The following is a 15,128-nucleotide window of genomic DNA, read 5'->3' as shown; positions in this document are numbered from 1 at the left end:
TGGCCCCATGGTGAGCCTGACTGCCGACATGAGCCCTCTGCACCCCGACCGCAACCTGGCTCTGGAGTTGGTGAGGGCGACGGAAGCGGCATCCATTCGTGCCGTCCCCTTCATCGGTCGAGGCGACAAGGAGGCCGCCGACGGCGCCGCGGTCGACGCGATGCGGGCCTTCTTCAGCACCGTCAACTTCGACGGGACCATCGTCATCGGCGAGGGCGAGAAGGACAACGCCCCCATGCTCTACAACGGTGAGCGCGTCGGAAGCGGCCGGGGACCGCGGTGCGACGTCGCCGTCGACCCGATCGACGGCACGTCCCTGACCGCCGCAGGCCGCCAGAACGCGCTGTCGGTCATCGCCGTGTCCGACCAGGGCAGCATGCTCGACGCGTCGAGTGTTTTCTACATGGACAAGCTCGTCACCGGCCCCGCCGGTGTCGGCGTGGTCGACATCCGCCTGCCCATCGGCGAGAACATCCGCCTGCTGGCGAAGGCCCTGGGGAAGCCGGTCGACGAGCTCGTCGTGTCGGTGCTGAACCGCCCGCGTCACGAGAAGCTCATCGCCGACATCCGCGAGGCGGGCGCCGGCACCCGCCTGATGAGCGACGGCGACGTCGCCGGTGGCATCAACGCCGCCCGGCACAACGCCCGCACCGACATGTGCGTCGGTATCGGCGGCAGCCCGGAGGGCATCGTCACCGCGTGCGCCATCAAGGCTCTCGGCGGTCACATCCAGGGCGTTCTCGCCCCGCGGAGCGACGACGAGAAGGAGAAGGGCCGGGATGCCGGACTCCAGGTCGATGGCGAGGTCTACGAAGCAGACGGGCTTGTGAAGGGCAAGAACACGATCTTCGTCGCCACCGGCGTGACCGACGGTCAGCTCGTGCAGGGCGTTCGCCGCGAGGGCGACTTCCTCTACACCGAGAGCGTCGTGCTGCGCGGCGCGTCGGGAACCCTCCGCCGCATCACGTCGGAGCACCTGACGTCGAAGTGGCTGTGACGCGAGTCCACTGAGCGACCGGCGTCGTGATCGAGGGGTCGCGCTGCGTCCGCGCGAAGTCTCCGTGTCCGTTCGGCCGTATACGGCTTGATCGCCCCGGTCGCGGCGTCCGGTCGGCGTGCCGTACGCCGTGCAAGAGGCCGCAGGCCGATACAACGGAGCGTGTCGTGACGCAAGCGTGACCGGCTTCGCCGAGGGACTCTGGCACAATCGTTCGTGGTGTCAACGGTGACGCTGTGTACTTCCGAGACCCGAAGGGGGATCGTCCGTGACTACAGCTCAGACGAACCACACTGCACCTCAGACAGGTGCTCAGGCGGTCATCGCCAGCGCCGTCGACCCGGCGCGACGCCCCGATGTGCTGCTGCGCGTGCGCCGGGCGGAGGGGCACGAGATCAGCGCATGGTGGATGGTCGGCGCTTTCGTCGGCGTCTCTGCGGCGGTCGTCAGCCTGCTCAGCTGGGTTCCCGGCGGCGCGTGAGTCGCGTTTCGACTCGTCCGGTCTCTCTTCCGCCTCAGTTGCGATTACCTCCGCCCCGCCGGGACGCCCGCTGGCGTGTGCTCGGGCGAGACCGGTACACCGGGTTCGGTCGTTTCAGTCATCTTCCGTAAGCCCCGCTCGTTCGCGGACCACGCCGAGGTCGGCGCTGGAGAACGGACTGTTCCGGTCCGGCTCGCGTAAGGGGCCGGACGAGGTGTCCGGAGCGTCAGGGCCCAGTTCGATCATCTCGGGTGCCGTCCACCGTCGAGTCCCTGCGTCGAGAGCGGCGGGCGCGGCGACCGCATCGAGCTTCGTCTCGTCGATTCCCGGGAACTTCCGCGCCGTCACCAGGACCCGCGTCTCGAGCGACCCCGCGAAGCGGTTGTAGCTGTCGACGGTCCGCTCGATCGCGCGGCGGAGGTCGCCCGCGTGCCCCGCGAGCACCCCGACCCGTTCGTAGAGCTCGGTGCCGAGCGCGAAGAGGGTACGTGCTTCATCGGAGACGTCTTGCTGCGTCCACGTGAACGCGACCGTCTTCAGCACCGCCCACAGATTGACGGGCGACGCGAGGGCGACGCGCCGTGTGAAGGCGTAGTCGAGCAGCGACGGATCCTCATCGAGTGCGGACGCCAGCAGCGACTCGCTCGGGAGGAAGCAGACCACGAACTCCGGACTGGTCGGCAGACCGCCCCAGTAGGCCTTCTTCGCGAGCGCGTCGACGTGAGCACGCACGGCACGTGCGTGCTTCGCCATCAGCGCCCCGCGTCGGGATGCTTCGTCGCCCGCTGCCGTCAGGGGAATCGCGCTGGCCTGGAGATAGGCGTCGAGGGGGACCTTGGCATCCACCGCGAGAGCTTTGCCGCCGGGCAGACGCACCACCATGTCGGGCCGCCCTGAGCCGGCGTCGCTGGAGATCGACGTCTGAAGGTCGAAGTCGACGTGGCGGGTCAGCCCGGCGGCTTCCACGACGCGCCGCAGCTGCGTCTCTCCCCATACGCCCCGCGTCGCGCCCGAGCGCATGGCGGAGGCGAGCGATTCGGTGGTCGCCCGGAGCGCTTCGTCGGCCTCGCGCGACTGACGCAGCTGCTCGCCCAGCGCGGAGTACTGCTCGACGCGCTCGCGCTCGAGGCCGTCGACCTTGCGCTGCATCGCGTCGAGGGTCTCGCGCACGGGGTCGAGCGCCCGGAGCACCGTCTGCTCCCGCCGTTCGCGCTCCTCGCGGGCCGCCTGGTCGGCGCGCGACTGACCGACCAGCTCGCGGTAAAGGGCCACCTGGTGGTCGAGTTGCGCCTGCACGCCGGCCCGCGCGGTCTCGGCCGCGGCGGCACGCGACCCCAGCGCCTGCTGTTCCATCGCGGCCCGCGCCGCGGTGCGCGACGAGCCCACGAACCAGCCGGCGGCGACACCGAGCGCGAGGGCCAGGATCACGATGAGGAGGGCGAAGGTATCCATGGCCTCAGGATGCACCAGACCTCCGACATCGCCGGGAGGACGCTTCCGGAACCGTCAGGCGACCGCGCGTTCGGCCGGCTCGGTCGCGATCTGCGAGACCCGCACGCCGAGGTGCGCCGCGAGCGCGTGCACGTCGTCCACCCCGGCGCGGCGCGCGCAGTCGATGGTGATCTCGGCGCAGGCCACGGCGTCGGCCAGGGCGTCGTGGTGCGCGAAGGGGGAGCACCCCGCTTCGGCGGCGACGAGGGGGAGCCGGTACGAGGCGAGGGCGTAGGTCTTGCGCGACACCTGCACGCTGCAGAGATAGCGGTAGGGCGGGCATTCGTCGCCCGTCGCGGCACACGCCCGGCGCAGTACCGACATGTCGAAACCGGCATTGTGCGCCACCAGCACGTCGGCGCCGGCGAACGCCGTCAGCCGGGCGAGCTGCTCGCTCCAGGACGGCGCGTTCGTGACATGTTCCGGGTGGATGCCGTGGATGCCCACGTTGATGGGAGCGAAGTGATCGTGCCCGGCCGGGGGCTTGATCAGCCAGGCGGCGGTCGCGACGACCCGGCCGCCCCGCACCCGGGCGAGGCCGACCGCACACGCGGAGGCACCGCTGGAGTTCGCCGTTTCGAAGTCGATCGCGGTGAAGTCCAGTGCCACAGCTCCACACTGAACCGCGGTGGCCCCGATGCGGTGAGGCGCGCCGGGGTCGGCGGCATCCGGTACCGGTCGGCGGCGTCCGGTGCCGGTCGGACATGTGCGCCGACACGGACGGACACGACGCGAGGAGTTCCCGGCGGGACCCGGGCCGCATCGCCTCACCGGAGCGAAGCCGGCGTTCCTGCCTTGTGTCCGCTTCCGTGGGCGGTCGCGATCTCCGTTGATCGCAACGCGCAGGGTGCCGTGGGCGGAGAACCCGACGACGCCGGTCGACGCGAAGCGGTGTCGCCGGCAGCGACCTCGACGACGGCGGTCGCGTCGCGCGGCGGCGCCGCGGGTGCCGGTGTCGGAGGTCCGGCATAGGGTCGGGGCATGAGCCAGCGCGACAAGTCGACGTCGTTCGGGCGGGCGGCATCCGCTTACGAGTCCGGACGCCCGGGGTATCCCGCCGAGGCCGTGGCGTGGCTGCTGGATCCCGTCCGCGAGCCGGGGCGCGCACTGCGCGTCGCCGACGTGGGCGCCGGTACCGGCAAGCTCACCCGTACCGTCGTCGAGCTGGGTGCCGATGTCGTGGCGGTCGATCCGGATGCCGACATGCTGGCGGCCCTGCGCGAGAACGTCCGCGGCGTGCCCACGTTCGTCGGAACGGCGGAGAGCCTTCCCCTGCCCGACTCGGGTCTGGACGCCGTCGTCATGGGGCAGGCCTGGCACTGGGTCGATGTCGAGCCCGCTTCGCGCGAGATCGGGCGCGTGCTGCGCAGCGGGGGAGCGCTCGGGCTCGTCTGGAACATCCGCGACGACGACGTCGAGTGGGTGCGGCGGCTCACCGAGGCGATGGGCGGCTCCAACGCCGAGGTCCTGCTCGCGACCACCGGGCCGCGCGTCGCTGAGCCCTTCGGTGAGCTCGAGCATCGCGTGTGGCGGTGGGAACGGCCCATCACGCTGCCCCAGCTGCGCGACCTCGTCGTCTCGCGCAGCGACATCATCACGGCCAGCCCCGAGAAGCGCGCGGGCATCGATGCCGCGGTCGACGGGGTGCTGGCATCCCTTCCCGAACTCGCCGACGGGGGCACCGTCGCCCTTCCCTACGTCACCCATGCGTTCCGCGCGCGGCGGCCCTGACGCGGTGGCGGTGCGTCGAGCCGGGTAACCTGGACTCCCGTGGCTCTTACCATCGGAATCGTCGGCCTTCCCAACGTCGGAAAGTCGACCCTCTTCAACGCCCTGACCAAGAACTCGGTGCTCGCCGCGAACTACCCGTTCGCCACCATCGAGCCCAATGTCGGGGTCGTGAACCTTCCCGATGCGCGCCTGCAGCAGCTCGCCGACGTGTTCGGCAGCGAGCGTCTGGTGCCCGCGGCGGTGTCGTTCGTCGACATCGCCGGTATCGTGCGCGGCGCGAGCGAGGGCGAGGGGCTCGGCAACCAGTTCCTCGCGAACATCCGTGAGGCGGATGCCATCGCCCAGGTCGTCCGCGGCTTCGCCGACGACGACGTGGTCCACGTCGACGGCGCGGTGAACCCCGCGAGCGACATGGAGACGATCAACGCCGAGCTGCAGCTCGCCGACCTTCAGACCCTCGAGAAGGCGATCACGCGCTACGAGAAGGAGGTCAAGGGCAAGAAGCTCGACCCCTCGGTGCTCGACGCCGCCAAGGCCGCGCAGGATGCCCTGCAGCGCGGAGTGCTGCTCTCGGCATCCGGTCTCGACCTCTCGCCGATCCGCGAGCTGGGTCTGCTGACCGCGAAGCCCTTCATCTTCGTCTTCAACGTCGACGAGGCCGTGCTCACCGACCAGGCGAAGAAGGACGAGCTGTCCGCGCTCGTGGCGCCCGCGAAGGCCGTGTTCCTGGATGCCAAGATCGAGTCCGAGCTGATCGACCTCGACCCCGAGGATGCCGCCGAGCTGCTGGCATCCACCGGTCAGGATGAGTCGGGTCTCGACCAGCTCGCCCGCATCGGGTTCGACACACTCGGCCTGCAGACCTACCTCACCGCCGGGCCGAAGGAAGCTCGCGCCTGGACGATCCCGCAGGGCGCGAAGGCGCCGCAGGCGGCCGGTGTCATCCACACCGACTTCGAGAAGGGCTTCATCAAGGCCGAGGTCATCTCGTTCGCCGACCTCCTGGAGCTCGGCTCCGTTGCCGAGGCCCGCGCGAAGGGGAAGGCCCGCCTCGAGGGCAAGGACTACGTCATGCAGGATGGCGACGTCGTGGAGTTCCGCTTCAACAACTGACGAGGCCTGTCCACATGCGGCAAAGTAGTGCCGTGTATCCCGATGCCACGACACGTCCGAATGTCCGTGCGCGTGTGTTGCCTGCGATCGGAGTATTGGTCGCGACGTGGATAGTGATGTGGCGCGCCCAGAGCATCCCGACTTTGTGTGCGCTTGCGAATCCGTGCCCGCCTGAAGATGTGCGGGTGGCTCCGGCGCTGCTCTTCGGAGGACTTCTGTTGGTGCCGACGGTGGCTCTGATTCTCACCGCTCAGACCGGGCGATCCTGGGCGTGGATGCGAACCCTGTCCTATGTCGTGCTGGTCGGGTTGGCGCTTGTCGGGCTGGGTGCGGTGCTGTTCTCCGGTGGATTCACGGTTCCGCTCGTCTAGGTGTCATGCACATCGACAACGTGGCGTGGTCGAGCGTCGAACTGCGGGACGGCCTGGACGATGACGATCCGACGGTTCTGACGCCCTGAACAGTCCCCGGAGGATCTGCGAATGAACACCTGGCCGGAGGGTGCGCTGACGCGCGAGGAGGTGGCGAAGCTTCTCGATGACGTCCTGCCGTGGAGGGTTGAGTGGTGTGCGGGCTCCCGCACGGCTCCTACAGAGGGACGAGGATCTCCCTTACCCGACGGGGTGCTGGAGGGAATCCCGACGCGGGCCAAACGTCGCAAATTCGAGCGCGGTAAGCAGGAACATCGAACCTGGTTCTTCGCCTTCCTGACCGCAGACCGCCGAGTCATATTCCGCGAAGGGCCGTGAGCACGCGCGATCAATCGATAAGCTGCGCGTGAGTGGCGGCGACGGCTGGAGTTCCGCTCCGACGACGGAGGCGCTCCGACGAGAGGACACCGCCCGCGGAGGCATGACGAGTTTCGACCCCGTCCGGGAGCAGGTGCGATCCCTCTGGCAGGCGCTGGCCCGGGGAGAGGCATCGCGCCAGGACGCCGTGGCGTGGGCGCACCTTCAGCTGTCTGATCAGGCGTGGACGGACGAGGTCACCCACGACGGCCTTCAGCATCTCGGCGATTACGTGCATGAGAGCTGGACCCACGCGGACGCCGCCGTGGGCGCTCGGGTGCTCGCCCATTACGAACGGTGGATCGAGGAAGTTCGGGCGTTCGAGCGGGACCCCGCGGCTTGGAACCACCAGTGGGCGCTGGCATACCTGCAGCGACTTCCCCCGGCGCTGCGGATGCGAGCGGCGGTGTCCTTCGCGGTTGAGGGCTTCCTCTCGGAGGACGAAGTCGAACACTTTCGCGACTGAGTGGCCGCACCTCCGGCGAGGACCGGGCGCGACGATACGTCCGAAGAGCACGGCGCGTGGCCGGCGCAGGGTTCAGCCGACAGGAAGTCGGCTGTTCGCGTTGTGCTTCCGCGCGACCAGCAGACACCGCAGTTCCCACGCGGCGAACAGCCCCATGACGACGGAGATCGACAGCGCGATGCCCCACTGAAGTGGTGTGAGGCCGAAGAGCGGCGCGGCGAAGAGGGTGAACATCATCCCGCCGAGGAAAAGGGCCGTGAAAACCACGAAGAACGCGACACGGCTGGCGAACGACCGGCCCTGTTTCGTCTGCGTCATGGGTCGAGGCTACCGGCCCGACATCGCATTCGTTCGGCGCACATGTCACCACGTGGGGTCGACGGGTGAATTTCGGCCCCTTCGGCACTCGTCAGCGGCGATTCCAATATCCTCCCGTGGGCGCGTCAGGTACGCAAGCAGGACGGACGCAAGTCCACGAAGGGCGCGAGGTTCGCGCCGAGACTGGCGCAAGGGGAAACAATGGAATGCACGTCCTGCGGAGCTGACGTGACCAACTCAGCGAGATTCTGCGGAGACTGCGGGCGCGCGACGCGCCCGGCCGAAGGCAACCACGTGGGCACGGCTGGGGGTGACATCAACGGCGGCGTTTATCAGGCGGGCGGGCACATCTTTGTGAATCCGAATCCGGCGCTGCCCACGGCGGCCAGATACGACCCCGTCCCTATGTGGCGTAGTCCGCTGACCTTGGGAGTCCTGTCATGGCTTGGATTTGGTATCGGACTCGCGGGCCTCGCCCCACTCTGGAACATGGTGCACCCGCTCATCGAGGCGGCAACCGGCCTGGTGTCCGGCGTCCCACTCGCAGTGTCTCCTCCGTTCTCCACGCAGCAGGTGTTGCCATGGGCGGTGGCATTCGTCGTGCTCGCGCTGGCCTTTGCGGCAGTCCTCGGCCTGAGACGGGTCGTGAAACTACGCTTGCGGGTACCACTCGTTCTCGGCTGGGCGGTTAGCGGTGTGGGCGGACGCATCACGCTCGAGAAGGTGCTGGCCGCTGATTGTCCCCTGTGCGGAGGCCGCTTGCGTTACGTGAGTAAAGTGACCCGATCGTGGGACACTATCGACGCGCAGGGCCGGAGACGTCGAGTGGTTCTCGAACGCGTTCCCGCGCTCGAATGCGTCCGCAATCCAAAGCACTGGTACGAGGTGGACCCGGCCGAACCGATGTGAGTCCGTGAATGTGCACTCACGGGACCGCACCATCATCGCGACGTCACAGAGTGGCGAACGTCGAGCTGCCGGGTCCGGGGAACGCCCTCAGCCGAGCTCGGCCGGGTGCGTGAGACGCCACCACAGCGTGGGTTCTTCGATCGCGCCCTTGATCTTCACGTCGGATGCCGCCGACTGCGGCCCCGCGGTCCACGTGACGGTTCCCACGACTTCGCCGTCGGCGTAGTTCTGCGGCGTCGTGGTGTCGAGGTCGACCGAGACCGGAGTGTCGGACCACGTGCGCAGGGCAGCGTTCTTGGCGAGTACGAGCGCCGCCTCCGAGCCCCACGGTGTCGAGATGGTGCCGATGTCTTCGCCCGCGGTTCCGACGCTCACGTCGTGGAAGCCGTCGTGCAGGCTCTGGAGCAGGCGCGCGACGTCGGCGTCGGTGCTGTCGTGCGTCTCGCCGCCCAGTCGCACACCGATGATGTTCAGCGATCCTTCGCCCCCGACATCGAGAGTCGAGGTGAACAGCAGGTTGAAGGTGCCGTCACCGAGGTTACCGGTCTTCATCCCCGTGATGCCGAGGGTTCCCAGCAGGTCGTTCGTGTTGGTGATGAACCCGGGGCCTTCGACGCTGATCGAAGAGGTTCCGACGATCGATGCCACGACGGGATTGGCCGCCGCGATACGGCCGAGGGCGATGAGATCCGTGGGCGTGCTCGTGTTGCGGTCGTCGATGCCGGTGGCATCCACGATCCGGGTGTCATTCAGGCCGTTCGCGCTCAGCCACGACCGCGCCGCCCGGACGTACGCGCTCTCGGAGCCGAACGCCCAGCGGGCGTTGGCGACGGCGTAGTTCGCCGCCGACGGCAGCAGCATGGTGGCGAGGGAGTCGTGCAGCGACATCGTCAGTCCGTCAGGCATCTTCGCGATGACCGCACCCTGCACGTAGAACTGGTCGTAGAGGTCGGTGTCGGCTTCGGTGAAGGCGATCGTCGGACCGGGGTCGGTGGGGCCGTCCAGCGGATGGGCGTCCAGAATGACGAGCGCGGTGATGAGCTTCGCGATGCTGGCGATGGGTCGCGGATCGTTCCCGCCCGATGAGGCGAACGCGCCCGCGGCATCCGGACCCAGGTACGCCTCGCCGCCTTCCACGCTCATCAGCATCTCGCCGTCGGAGGGGAGGACGAGGGATGCCGCCGGCCCCGGGGCCGCGACCGGGGCTTGCGATGTGACGGTCGGAGCCGGCAGGGCGGCCGAGGACGCCCACCAGACGTAGCCGCCGCTGCCGCCGAGCACCAGGAACGTCATGACGAGGAAGACGATCAGGGCGATGCGGCCGGCGCGACCATTGCTCTGCGGCTCGCGGGGAGCATCGTCGAGCATCTCGTGGAAGTCGGCGAGGGTGCTCATACGGAGGCCTCGACGCTGACGGGGACGGGAGCTGACGAGGCGCGCACATCTCGAACCTAACCCGCGGCGTTGCCTCAGGCCGAGAGGAAATTCAAGCCCCCGTCGCATACGAGGGCCGCGACCTACCGTTGAGGCCATCGGGAAATACCCGAGGACCACACGGGAGGAGCCGACATGGGACTCGACGACAAGATCAGGAATGCCGCTGAAGACATCGCCGGCAAGGCGAAGGAAGCCTTCGGCAAGGGCACCGACAACGAGCGCCTCGAAGCCGAGGGCCAGGCCGACCAGAGCAAGGCTCACGTCAAGCAGGCCGGCGAGAACGTCAAGGACGCCTTCAAGTAAGTCGCCCTCCCGGATGCCCCGACCGTTCGCGGTCGGGGCATCCGTCGTTCCGCGCGCCGTCGGCTCGGGATGCCGCTTCCGCCTCGCCCCGCCCGCGATAATGACGACATGACCGCTGTCGTTCCCACCGAGACGCCCACGCTCGTCTCGGGCACCCCCGTCGTCCTCCGCTCTCACGGCTACGAAGCCGCGATCGCGAGCGTCGGCGCCTCCCTCCGCTCGCTCACCTTCGAGGGTCGCGACCTCGTCGTCCCCTTCGACGCCGACGAACTGCGCCCCGCCTACCGCGGCACGACGCTCGCGCCCTGGCCGAACCGCGTCGTCGACGGCATCCACCGTTTCGACGGGGTGGAGCACCAGTTGCCCCTCACCGAACCGAACCGCGGACACGCCCTGCATGGTCTGCTCTCGTGGGCGGACTGGAACGTGACGGACGCCACCGACACCGCCGTCACCCTGACGGCGACCGTGCCCGCGCAAGCCGGGTACCCCTGGTGGCTCGTGGTGTCGACCACGTATCGACTGGATGCCGACGGCCTCACGCAGACCGTTCGCGCGACGAACCTGTCGGACACCCCCGCGCCGTGGGGCACCGGGCCGCACCCGTACCTCGTCGCCGGGCCCGCCACCCTCGACGAATGGAGCCTGGCGCTTCCCGCCGACACCGTGCTGGAGGTGACGCCGGACCGGCTGGCGCCGGTGGCCCTGGCATCCGTCACCGTCGACGCCGACCGGTTCGACTTCCGCGACGAGCGTGTCCTCGGGGCGGTCGAGATCGATCACGCCTACACCGGGCTGATCCGGGATGCCGACGGCCGCGCGAGCGTCGTCGTCACCGACCCCTCGGGTACCGGTGTGGCGATGAGCTGGGGCGCCGACTGCGCGTGGGTGCAGATCCACACAGCCGATCTGCCGACGGGTCCGGGCACCCCCGGCCACCGCGCGGGACTGGCGGTGGAGCCGATGACGTGCGCGCCCGATGCCTTCAACGACGACGCCTACGACTTCGACACCGGCGTCGTGTCGCTCGACCCGGGTGCCTCGCACGAGGCCGGGTGGACGATCTCCGCGCGCTGACCGGTCACCGACGAAAAGAACCGCCCCGAGTCAATTCCGGGGCGGTTCTTCGTTGCTCGTGCGTCAGACGACCTGGGTGCCGCACATTCCGCAGTCGCCACCGGCGGACACCTCGACGAAGCAGTCGGGGCACATGGCGCGCGTCGGGCGGTCGGAGATCGGGATGGGCTTGGGCGTCGTGCTGCGGCGCTCGGCGCGAGGGGCCGCGGCGGCCCGGGAGCGGGCGGTCGCGACCGGGGCGACGGGCGGGGGAGCGGCGGCCGGCTTGTGCGCGTCGCAGTAGAAGCGCACGAATCCGCCGTGATGCTTGGGGTGACGGTGCTTGACCGCCCACAGCTCGGTGCGCTCGTAGAGCGGCCCGTCCGTTCCGCAGGCGACGCAGCGGGTGGCTTCGCCCGGAACGACGTCGGCGACGAGGACGGGGACGTCGAAGCGGATGGCGTCGCGCCAGTCCTGCGACGAAACGATCTTCATAGGGGACCCTTCTTCGGCGGTTCGGGCCGCCTCACCCTCAACGGTACGCTCCTCCCCACCCCTGCGGGACACCGAACGTGTCCGCACAGGGTGGACAGCCCCGCGGGGCCCCCGGTTAGGTTGGAGGGACCCCGCGCCGCGTGTCGGTGCCTATCGAAGGAGAAGCATGGAACTCGCCGCATTGGGAGCCGTCGGGCTGATCGCCGCCATCGTCGTGGTGGTCGCGGTCGTCGTCCTGGGGGTGCTCGCCCTGGTGATCCGCGGCTGGTACCGCGTCGCGAAGGCCGACGAAGCCCTGGTCATCGTCGGTAAGCGGCAGAAGAGCGCCGACGGCGAGTCCTCCCGCATCACGGTCATCACCGGCGGTGGCGCGATCGTGAACCCGCTCACGCAGCGGGGCGAGATGATCTCCCTGCGGGCGCGCCAGATCAAGATGGAGCCGACGGCGCAGTCGTCCAACGGCGTGACGGTCAATGTCAGCGGTGTCGCCCTCGTGAAGATCGGCTCCGACCCCGAGTCGGTGCGCCGCGCGGCGGAACGTTTCGCGTCGCAGGACAAGGCCATCGAACAGTTCACCACCGAGCAGCTGGAGGGTGCACTGCGCGGCGTGGTCGCCACCTTGACGGTGGAAGAACTCATGCGCGATCGGCAGCGCCTGTCGGACCAGATCGCCGAGGGCATCAAGGGCGACCTGTCGTCGCAGGGACTCATCCTCGACTCGTTCCAGATCCAGGGTGTCACCGACAGCAACGGCTACATCGCGGCGCTCGGTGCGACGGAGGTCGAGCGCGTCAAGCGCGAGGCGGAGGTCGCCCGCATCAACGCGGTGCGCGAGATCCGTGCGCGCCAGATCGCGACCGACGAGGCCAACCTCATCGAGCAGACCGCTCTCGACAAGAACAGCGCCGCGGCCAAGGCCGAGGTCGGTCGGGCCAACGCCGAGGCCGAGCAGGCGGAGGCGCTTACCCGCGCCGAGCGGCGTCAGGCCGTTCTGCAGCAGGAGGCGCAGAACACGCAAGCGCGCCTGGAGTCCGAGGTCTCGCGCGTCGCCGACGCCGATCTCTACCAGCGTCAGAAGGATGCCGACGCTGAGGCGTACGCGCAGATCAAGGCGGCGCAGGCGCGCGCCCAGATCGCCGAGCAGGAGGCCGCGGCGGTGCGCGTGCGCGCCGAGGCCGATGCGCAGGCGGTGCGTCTGGCCGGTGAGGCCCGCGCCGAGGCGATCCGCGCCGAGGCAGAGGCCCTCTCGCACAACCAGGAGGCGCTGCTCGCGCAGCGCGCGCTCGAGGCGCTTGTGCCGATGATGGCCGAGTTCGCCAAGGGCTACGACCGGGTGGGCAACGTCACCGTCCTCGGCGGGGAGGGAGCCAGCGGGCACCTCGCGGCGGAATCGGCGACGGGCCTCCGCTCGTCGTTCGAGGCGGTTCGCGCGGCGACCGGCATCGACCTGACCCAGATCATCCAGGGCCGCGCCGTCGCAGACGCCTTCGCGGAGTCGGCGCGGCGGCCCTCGGCATCCGCGGAGAAGCCCTCTTACCCCGCTCCGACGACTCCGCCCGCGGCATCCTCCGCCCCCACGTCGGGGGACTGAGAGCCCCCCCATGCCCGAAGCTCCGGAGGTCGACGCGCTCGCGGGATTCCTGCGCGAGCGGCTGATCGGCCATGAGGTCACCGACGTCGACCTCGTCGAAGGGCGGGCGCTCAAGACGCGCGGACGTCCGCTCGACGGACTCGTCGGCCGCGCGGTGACCGGGGTGACGCGGTACGGCAAGCACATCGATCTCGACCTCGACGGCGTCCACCTCGGCATCGGCTTCGGCCGAGCGGGATGGGCGACGTGGGACGAGGACAGCGCTCAGACCGATGGCGCGGACGGACGGGGAGCCCTGCCGCAAGCGGCGGTCATCGCGCGGATCACGCTCGCGCACGGCATCCTGGGTCTCACCGATGCCGGTGACTGGCTGTCGATGCAGCTGCACGTCGTCGATGCGCCCGAGGAGGTTCCGTCCGTCGCCAAGCTCGGACCGGATGCCGCCGATCCGTCGTACTCGCGAGAAATGCTCGCCGCCGCCCTCGGGCGTCGGCGCAAGCAACTGAAAGCACTGCTGCAGGAGCAGGAGACCCTCGCCGGGATCGGAAACGCGTACTCGGACGAGATCCTGTTCGCCGCACGTCTGTCGCCCACGGCGCACGCGGCCGCGTTGAGCGTCGACGACATCACCCGACTGCATCACACCCTGCACGACACCCTCACGTCGGCGGTCGTCGCCCGGCGCGACGTGCCGATCGCCGAGCAGAAGGCGGCGAAGGTCGCCGCGATGCGTGTGCACGGGCGTACGGGGGAGCCGTGCCCCGAGTGCGGCGGCGTCATCGAGGACATCCCCGGCACGAAGGGCGGCGGGCAGTGGTGCCCGTCGTGCCAGACCCTGCCGGCAGGCGCGTAGGCCCCGTTCACCCCGCCTCCGACGCGTGAGGGGTCAGGTTCTGTCGCCTGGAGAGACAGCTCGGCGACAAAATCTGACCCCTCACGCGGGAAAGGGAGGGTCAGAGGAGGCAGACGGAAGGCCCCGGACCGGGGGTCCGGGGCCTTCCGCGAACGGGCCGGGCGTCAGACGGTCTGGCCGGAGTGCTTGCCCTCGGCGACTTCTTCGACGAGCTTCGCGTTGAACGCCGGCAGGTCGTCGGGGTTTCGGCTCGAGACGAGGCCCTGGTCGACGTGCACCTCTTCATCGACCCAGGTCGCTCCGGCGTTGCGCAGGTCGGTCTGCAGCGTCGGGTAGCTGGTGAGGGTCCGGCCCTTCAGCACGTCGGCCTCGGCGAGGATCCACCCGCCGTGGCAGATGACGGCGACCGGCTTGTGCTGGTCGAAGAAGTCGCGGGCGAACGACACGGCATCCTTCACGATGCGGATGTCGTCGGCGTTCTGCACGCCGCCGGGCAGGACGAGCGCGTCGAAGTCGCCCGCCGAAGCACTCGAGACCGCGAGGTCGACCTTCTGCTCGTGGCCCTTCTCGCCGCTGATGCTGCCCTCGCTCGGCGAGACGAGAACCGCCTCGGCGCCGGCGGAGGTGACGGCCTCCCACGGGCTGGTGAGTTCGCTGTCCTCGTATCCATTCGTGGCCAGGAAGGCGATGCGCTTGCCGCTGAGATCGGTCATGGTTCGACTCTCTCTTTCTCGATCGGGATCGCGGACCACGCTAAGAACCGACCCGGCACCGCGGGCGGGGGTTGCGGACGCGACAGATGCGGGGTACCCGGTACCTCACGTTCCCGATCCGTCCGGAACCACCGAGCGGCCCCCTCGCCGCGACGCGGGCGTAGCATGGTGCGCATGTCCGCCGACACCGCGTCCGCATCGAAGCCCGCCGAGAAGCCGCTGATCACGCTGCTGAACGCCCCTGCTGATGAGACGGAGTCCGGTGAACGGCCCGCGTCGCAGTGCTGCGGCGGCGGGTCCTGCTCGCTCTGAGGCGAAGCCTCGCGGCATCCCTCTGCGACTCGTGCCGATCAACGGCGCGCCGCGCTCGCACCTGCGTCGGGGCG

At 69.5% G+C, this 15,128-nt stretch carries 19 protein-coding genes; 13 read left to right on the top strand and 6 right to left on the bottom strand.

Annotation, left to right across the window (positions count from 1 at the left end; all coding sequences use genetic code 11):
- Nucleotides 1-7 precede the first annotated feature (7 nt).
- Nucleotides 8-997 (top strand): class II fructose-bisphosphatase, encoded by a 990-nt coding sequence (glpX, locus tag QE392_RS13870; RefSeq protein ID WP_307452739.1) that lies wholly within the window; start codon nt 8-10, stop codon nt 995-997.
- A gap of 268 nt (nt 998-1,265) precedes the next feature.
- Nucleotides 1,266-1,478: a UDP-N-acetylmuramyl pentapeptide phosphotransferase gene (locus QE392_RS13865; RefSeq protein WP_307452737.1), complete on the top strand. Its 213-nt coding sequence runs from the start codon at nt 1,266-1,268 to the stop codon at nt 1,476-1,478.
- Between the two features lie 114 nt (nt 1,479-1,592).
- Here QE392_RS13865 and QE392_RS13860 read toward each other — a convergent pair whose 3' ends face one another.
- Both QE392_RS13860 and QE392_RS13855 read right to left on the bottom strand, forming a co-directional pair.
- Nucleotides 1,593-2,930: a DNA recombination protein RmuC gene (locus QE392_RS13860; RefSeq protein ID WP_307452735.1), complete on the bottom strand. Its 1,338-nt coding sequence runs from the start codon at nt 2,928-2,930 to the stop codon at nt 1,593-1,595.
- 54 nt (nt 2,931-2,984) lie between these two features.
- The gene (locus tag QE392_RS13855) at nt 2,985-3,578 is read right to left on the bottom strand and encodes a 3'-5' exonuclease (RefSeq protein ID WP_307452733.1); all 594 of its coding nucleotides are present in this window, start codon (nt 3,576-3,578) and stop codon (nt 2,985-2,987) included.
- Between the two features lie 372 nt (nt 3,579-3,950).
- Between QE392_RS13855 and QE392_RS13850 the strand changes: the two genes are divergently transcribed.
- The 5 genes from QE392_RS13850 (at nt 3,951) to QE392_RS13830 (ending at nt 7,067) form a co-directional block, all read left to right on the top strand.
- Entirely contained in the window at nt 3,951-4,700 is a 750-nt protein-coding gene (locus tag QE392_RS13850; protein WP_307452731.1) for a class I SAM-dependent methyltransferase, read from the top strand.
- Nucleotides 4,701-4,739: 39 nt separating this feature from the next.
- Nucleotides 4,740-5,813 carry a redox-regulated ATPase YchF gene (gene ychF, locus QE392_RS13845; protein ID WP_307452730.1) on the top strand — a complete coding sequence of 358 codons (1,074 nt, stop codon included), beginning with the start codon at nt 4,740-4,742 and terminating at the stop codon, nt 5,811-5,813.
- A 32-nt stretch (nt 5,814-5,845) separates the two neighbouring features.
- Entirely contained in the window at nt 5,846-6,184 is a 339-nt protein-coding gene (locus QE392_RS13840) for a hypothetical protein (protein WP_307452728.1), read from the top strand.
- 111 nt (nt 6,185-6,295) lie between these two features.
- Nucleotides 6,296-6,562 (top strand): hypothetical protein, encoded by a 267-nt coding sequence (locus QE392_RS13835; protein WP_307452725.1) that lies wholly within the window; start codon nt 6,296-6,298, stop codon nt 6,560-6,562.
- 103 nt (nt 6,563-6,665) lie between these two features.
- Nucleotides 6,666-7,067, top strand: coding sequence for a hypothetical protein (locus tag QE392_RS13830; protein ID WP_307452723.1), 402 nt, complete (start codon nt 6,666-6,668; stop codon nt 7,065-7,067).
- Nucleotides 7,068-7,139: 72 nt separating this feature from the next.
- Here the strand turns inward: QE392_RS13830 and QE392_RS13825 are convergent, their stop codons facing one another.
- Complete coding sequence (locus QE392_RS13825; RefSeq protein WP_307452721.1) at nt 7,140-7,385, bottom strand: hypothetical protein; 246 nt, start codon at nt 7,383-7,385, stop codon at nt 7,140-7,142.
- A gap of 228 nt (nt 7,386-7,613) precedes the next feature.
- On the opposite strand from QE392_RS13825, the gene QE392_RS13820 reads away from it, so the two are divergent.
- Nucleotides 7,614-8,294 carry a hypothetical protein gene (locus QE392_RS13820; RefSeq protein WP_307452719.1) on the top strand — a complete coding sequence of 227 codons (681 nt, stop codon included), beginning with the start codon at nt 7,614-7,616 and terminating at the stop codon, nt 8,292-8,294.
- Between the two features lie 87 nt (nt 8,295-8,381).
- On the opposite strand, the gene QE392_RS13815 is transcribed toward QE392_RS13820, so the two are convergent.
- Nucleotides 8,382-9,689, bottom strand: a complete 1,308-nt coding sequence (locus QE392_RS13815; protein WP_307452716.1) for a D-alanyl-D-alanine carboxypeptidase family protein — start codon at nt 9,687-9,689, stop codon at nt 8,382-8,384.
- Between the two features lie 174 nt (nt 9,690-9,863).
- On the opposite strand from QE392_RS13815, the gene QE392_RS13810 reads away from it, so the two are divergent.
- The gene (locus QE392_RS13810; RefSeq protein ID WP_307452715.1) at nt 9,864-10,034 is read left to right on the top strand and encodes a CsbD family protein; all 171 of its coding nucleotides are present in this window, start codon (nt 9,864-9,866) and stop codon (nt 10,032-10,034) included.
- A 108-nt stretch (nt 10,035-10,142) separates the two neighbouring features.
- Nucleotides 10,143-11,111 (top strand): aldose 1-epimerase family protein, encoded by a 969-nt coding sequence (locus tag QE392_RS13805; RefSeq protein WP_307452714.1) that lies wholly within the window; start codon nt 10,143-10,145, stop codon nt 11,109-11,111.
- Between the two features lie 63 nt (nt 11,112-11,174).
- Here the strand turns inward: QE392_RS13805 and QE392_RS13800 are convergent, their stop codons facing one another.
- Nucleotides 11,175-11,585, bottom strand: a complete 411-nt coding sequence (locus QE392_RS13800; protein WP_307452712.1) for a glucose-6-phosphate dehydrogenase — start codon at nt 11,583-11,585, stop codon at nt 11,175-11,177.
- 166 nt (nt 11,586-11,751) lie between these two features.
- Here QE392_RS13800 and QE392_RS13795 point away from each other — a divergent pair, with 166 nt between their 5' ends.
- On the top strand, nt 11,752-13,176 hold the full coding sequence (locus tag QE392_RS13795; protein WP_307452709.1) for a flotillin family protein: 1,425 nt from the start codon (nt 11,752-11,754) through the stop codon (nt 13,174-13,176).
- 10 nt (nt 13,177-13,186) lie between these two features.
- The gene (locus QE392_RS13790; protein ID WP_307452707.1) at nt 13,187-14,029 is read left to right on the top strand and encodes a DNA-formamidopyrimidine glycosylase family protein; all 843 of its coding nucleotides are present in this window, start codon (nt 13,187-13,189) and stop codon (nt 14,027-14,029) included.
- A 164-nt stretch (nt 14,030-14,193) separates the two neighbouring features.
- Here QE392_RS13790 and QE392_RS13785 read toward each other — a convergent pair whose 3' ends face one another.
- A complete protein-coding gene (locus QE392_RS13785; RefSeq protein ID WP_307452705.1) occupies nt 14,194-14,742 on the bottom strand; it encodes a type 1 glutamine amidotransferase domain-containing protein in 549 nt (182 codons plus the stop codon).
- A gap of 174 nt (nt 14,743-14,916) precedes the next feature.
- Between QE392_RS13785 and QE392_RS13780 the strand changes: the two genes are divergently transcribed.
- Nucleotides 14,917-15,054 (top strand): hypothetical protein, encoded by a 138-nt coding sequence (locus QE392_RS13780; RefSeq protein WP_307452703.1) that lies wholly within the window; start codon nt 14,917-14,919, stop codon nt 15,052-15,054.
- The last annotated feature ends 74 nt before the right edge of the window (nt 15,055-15,128 follow it).

The organism is Microbacterium proteolyticum, assembly GCF_030818075.1.
Lineage (GTDB): Bacteria > Actinomycetota > Actinomycetes > Actinomycetales > Microbacteriaceae > Microbacterium > Microbacterium proteolyticum_A.
Note: the sequence above shows the minus strand (reverse complement) of the source record. Positions and strands in the feature narration are given on the sequence as shown.

Coding starts and splice junctions, on each gene's coding strand:
- glpX (WP_307452739.1), top strand. CDS start 8: ATGGTGAGCCTGACTGCCGACATGAGCCCTCTGCACCCCGACCGCAAC.
- QE392_RS13860 (WP_307452735.1), bottom strand. CDS start 2,930: ATGGATACCTTCGCCCTCCTCATCGTGATCCTGGCCCTCGCGCTCGGT.
- QE392_RS13850 (WP_307452731.1), top strand. CDS start 3,951: ATGAGCCAGCGCGACAAGTCGACGTCGTTCGGGCGGGCGGCATCCGCT.
- QE392_RS13835 (WP_307452725.1), top strand. CDS start 6,296: ATGAACACCTGGCCGGAGGGTGCGCTGACGCGCGAGGAGGTGGCGAAG.
- QE392_RS13830 (WP_307452723.1), top strand. CDS start 6,666: ATGACGAGTTTCGACCCCGTCCGGGAGCAGGTGCGATCCCTCTGGCAG.
- QE392_RS13825 (WP_307452721.1), bottom strand. CDS start 7,385: ATGACGCAGACGAAACAGGGCCGGTCGTTCGCCAGCCGTGTCGCGTTC.
- QE392_RS13815 (WP_307452716.1), bottom strand. CDS start 9,689: ATGAGCACCCTCGCCGACTTCCACGAGATGCTCGACGATGCTCCCCGC.
- QE392_RS13810 (WP_307452715.1), top strand. CDS start 9,864: ATGGGACTCGACGACAAGATCAGGAATGCCGCTGAAGACATCGCCGGC.
- QE392_RS13805 (WP_307452714.1), top strand. CDS start 10,143: ATGACCGCTGTCGTTCCCACCGAGACGCCCACGCTCGTCTCGGGCACC.
- QE392_RS13800 (WP_307452712.1), bottom strand. CDS start 11,585: ATGAAGATCGTTTCGTCGCAGGACTGGCGCGACGCCATCCGCTTCGAC.
- QE392_RS13795 (WP_307452709.1), top strand. CDS start 11,752: ATGGAACTCGCCGCATTGGGAGCCGTCGGGCTGATCGCCGCCATCGTC.
- QE392_RS13790 (WP_307452707.1), top strand. CDS start 13,187: ATGCCCGAAGCTCCGGAGGTCGACGCGCTCGCGGGATTCCTGCGCGAG.
- QE392_RS13785 (WP_307452705.1), bottom strand. CDS start 14,742: ATGACCGATCTCAGCGGCAAGCGCATCGCCTTCCTGGCCACGAATGGA.
- QE392_RS13780 (WP_307452703.1), top strand. CDS start 14,917: ATGTCCGCCGACACCGCGTCCGCATCGAAGCCCGCCGAGAAGCCGCTG.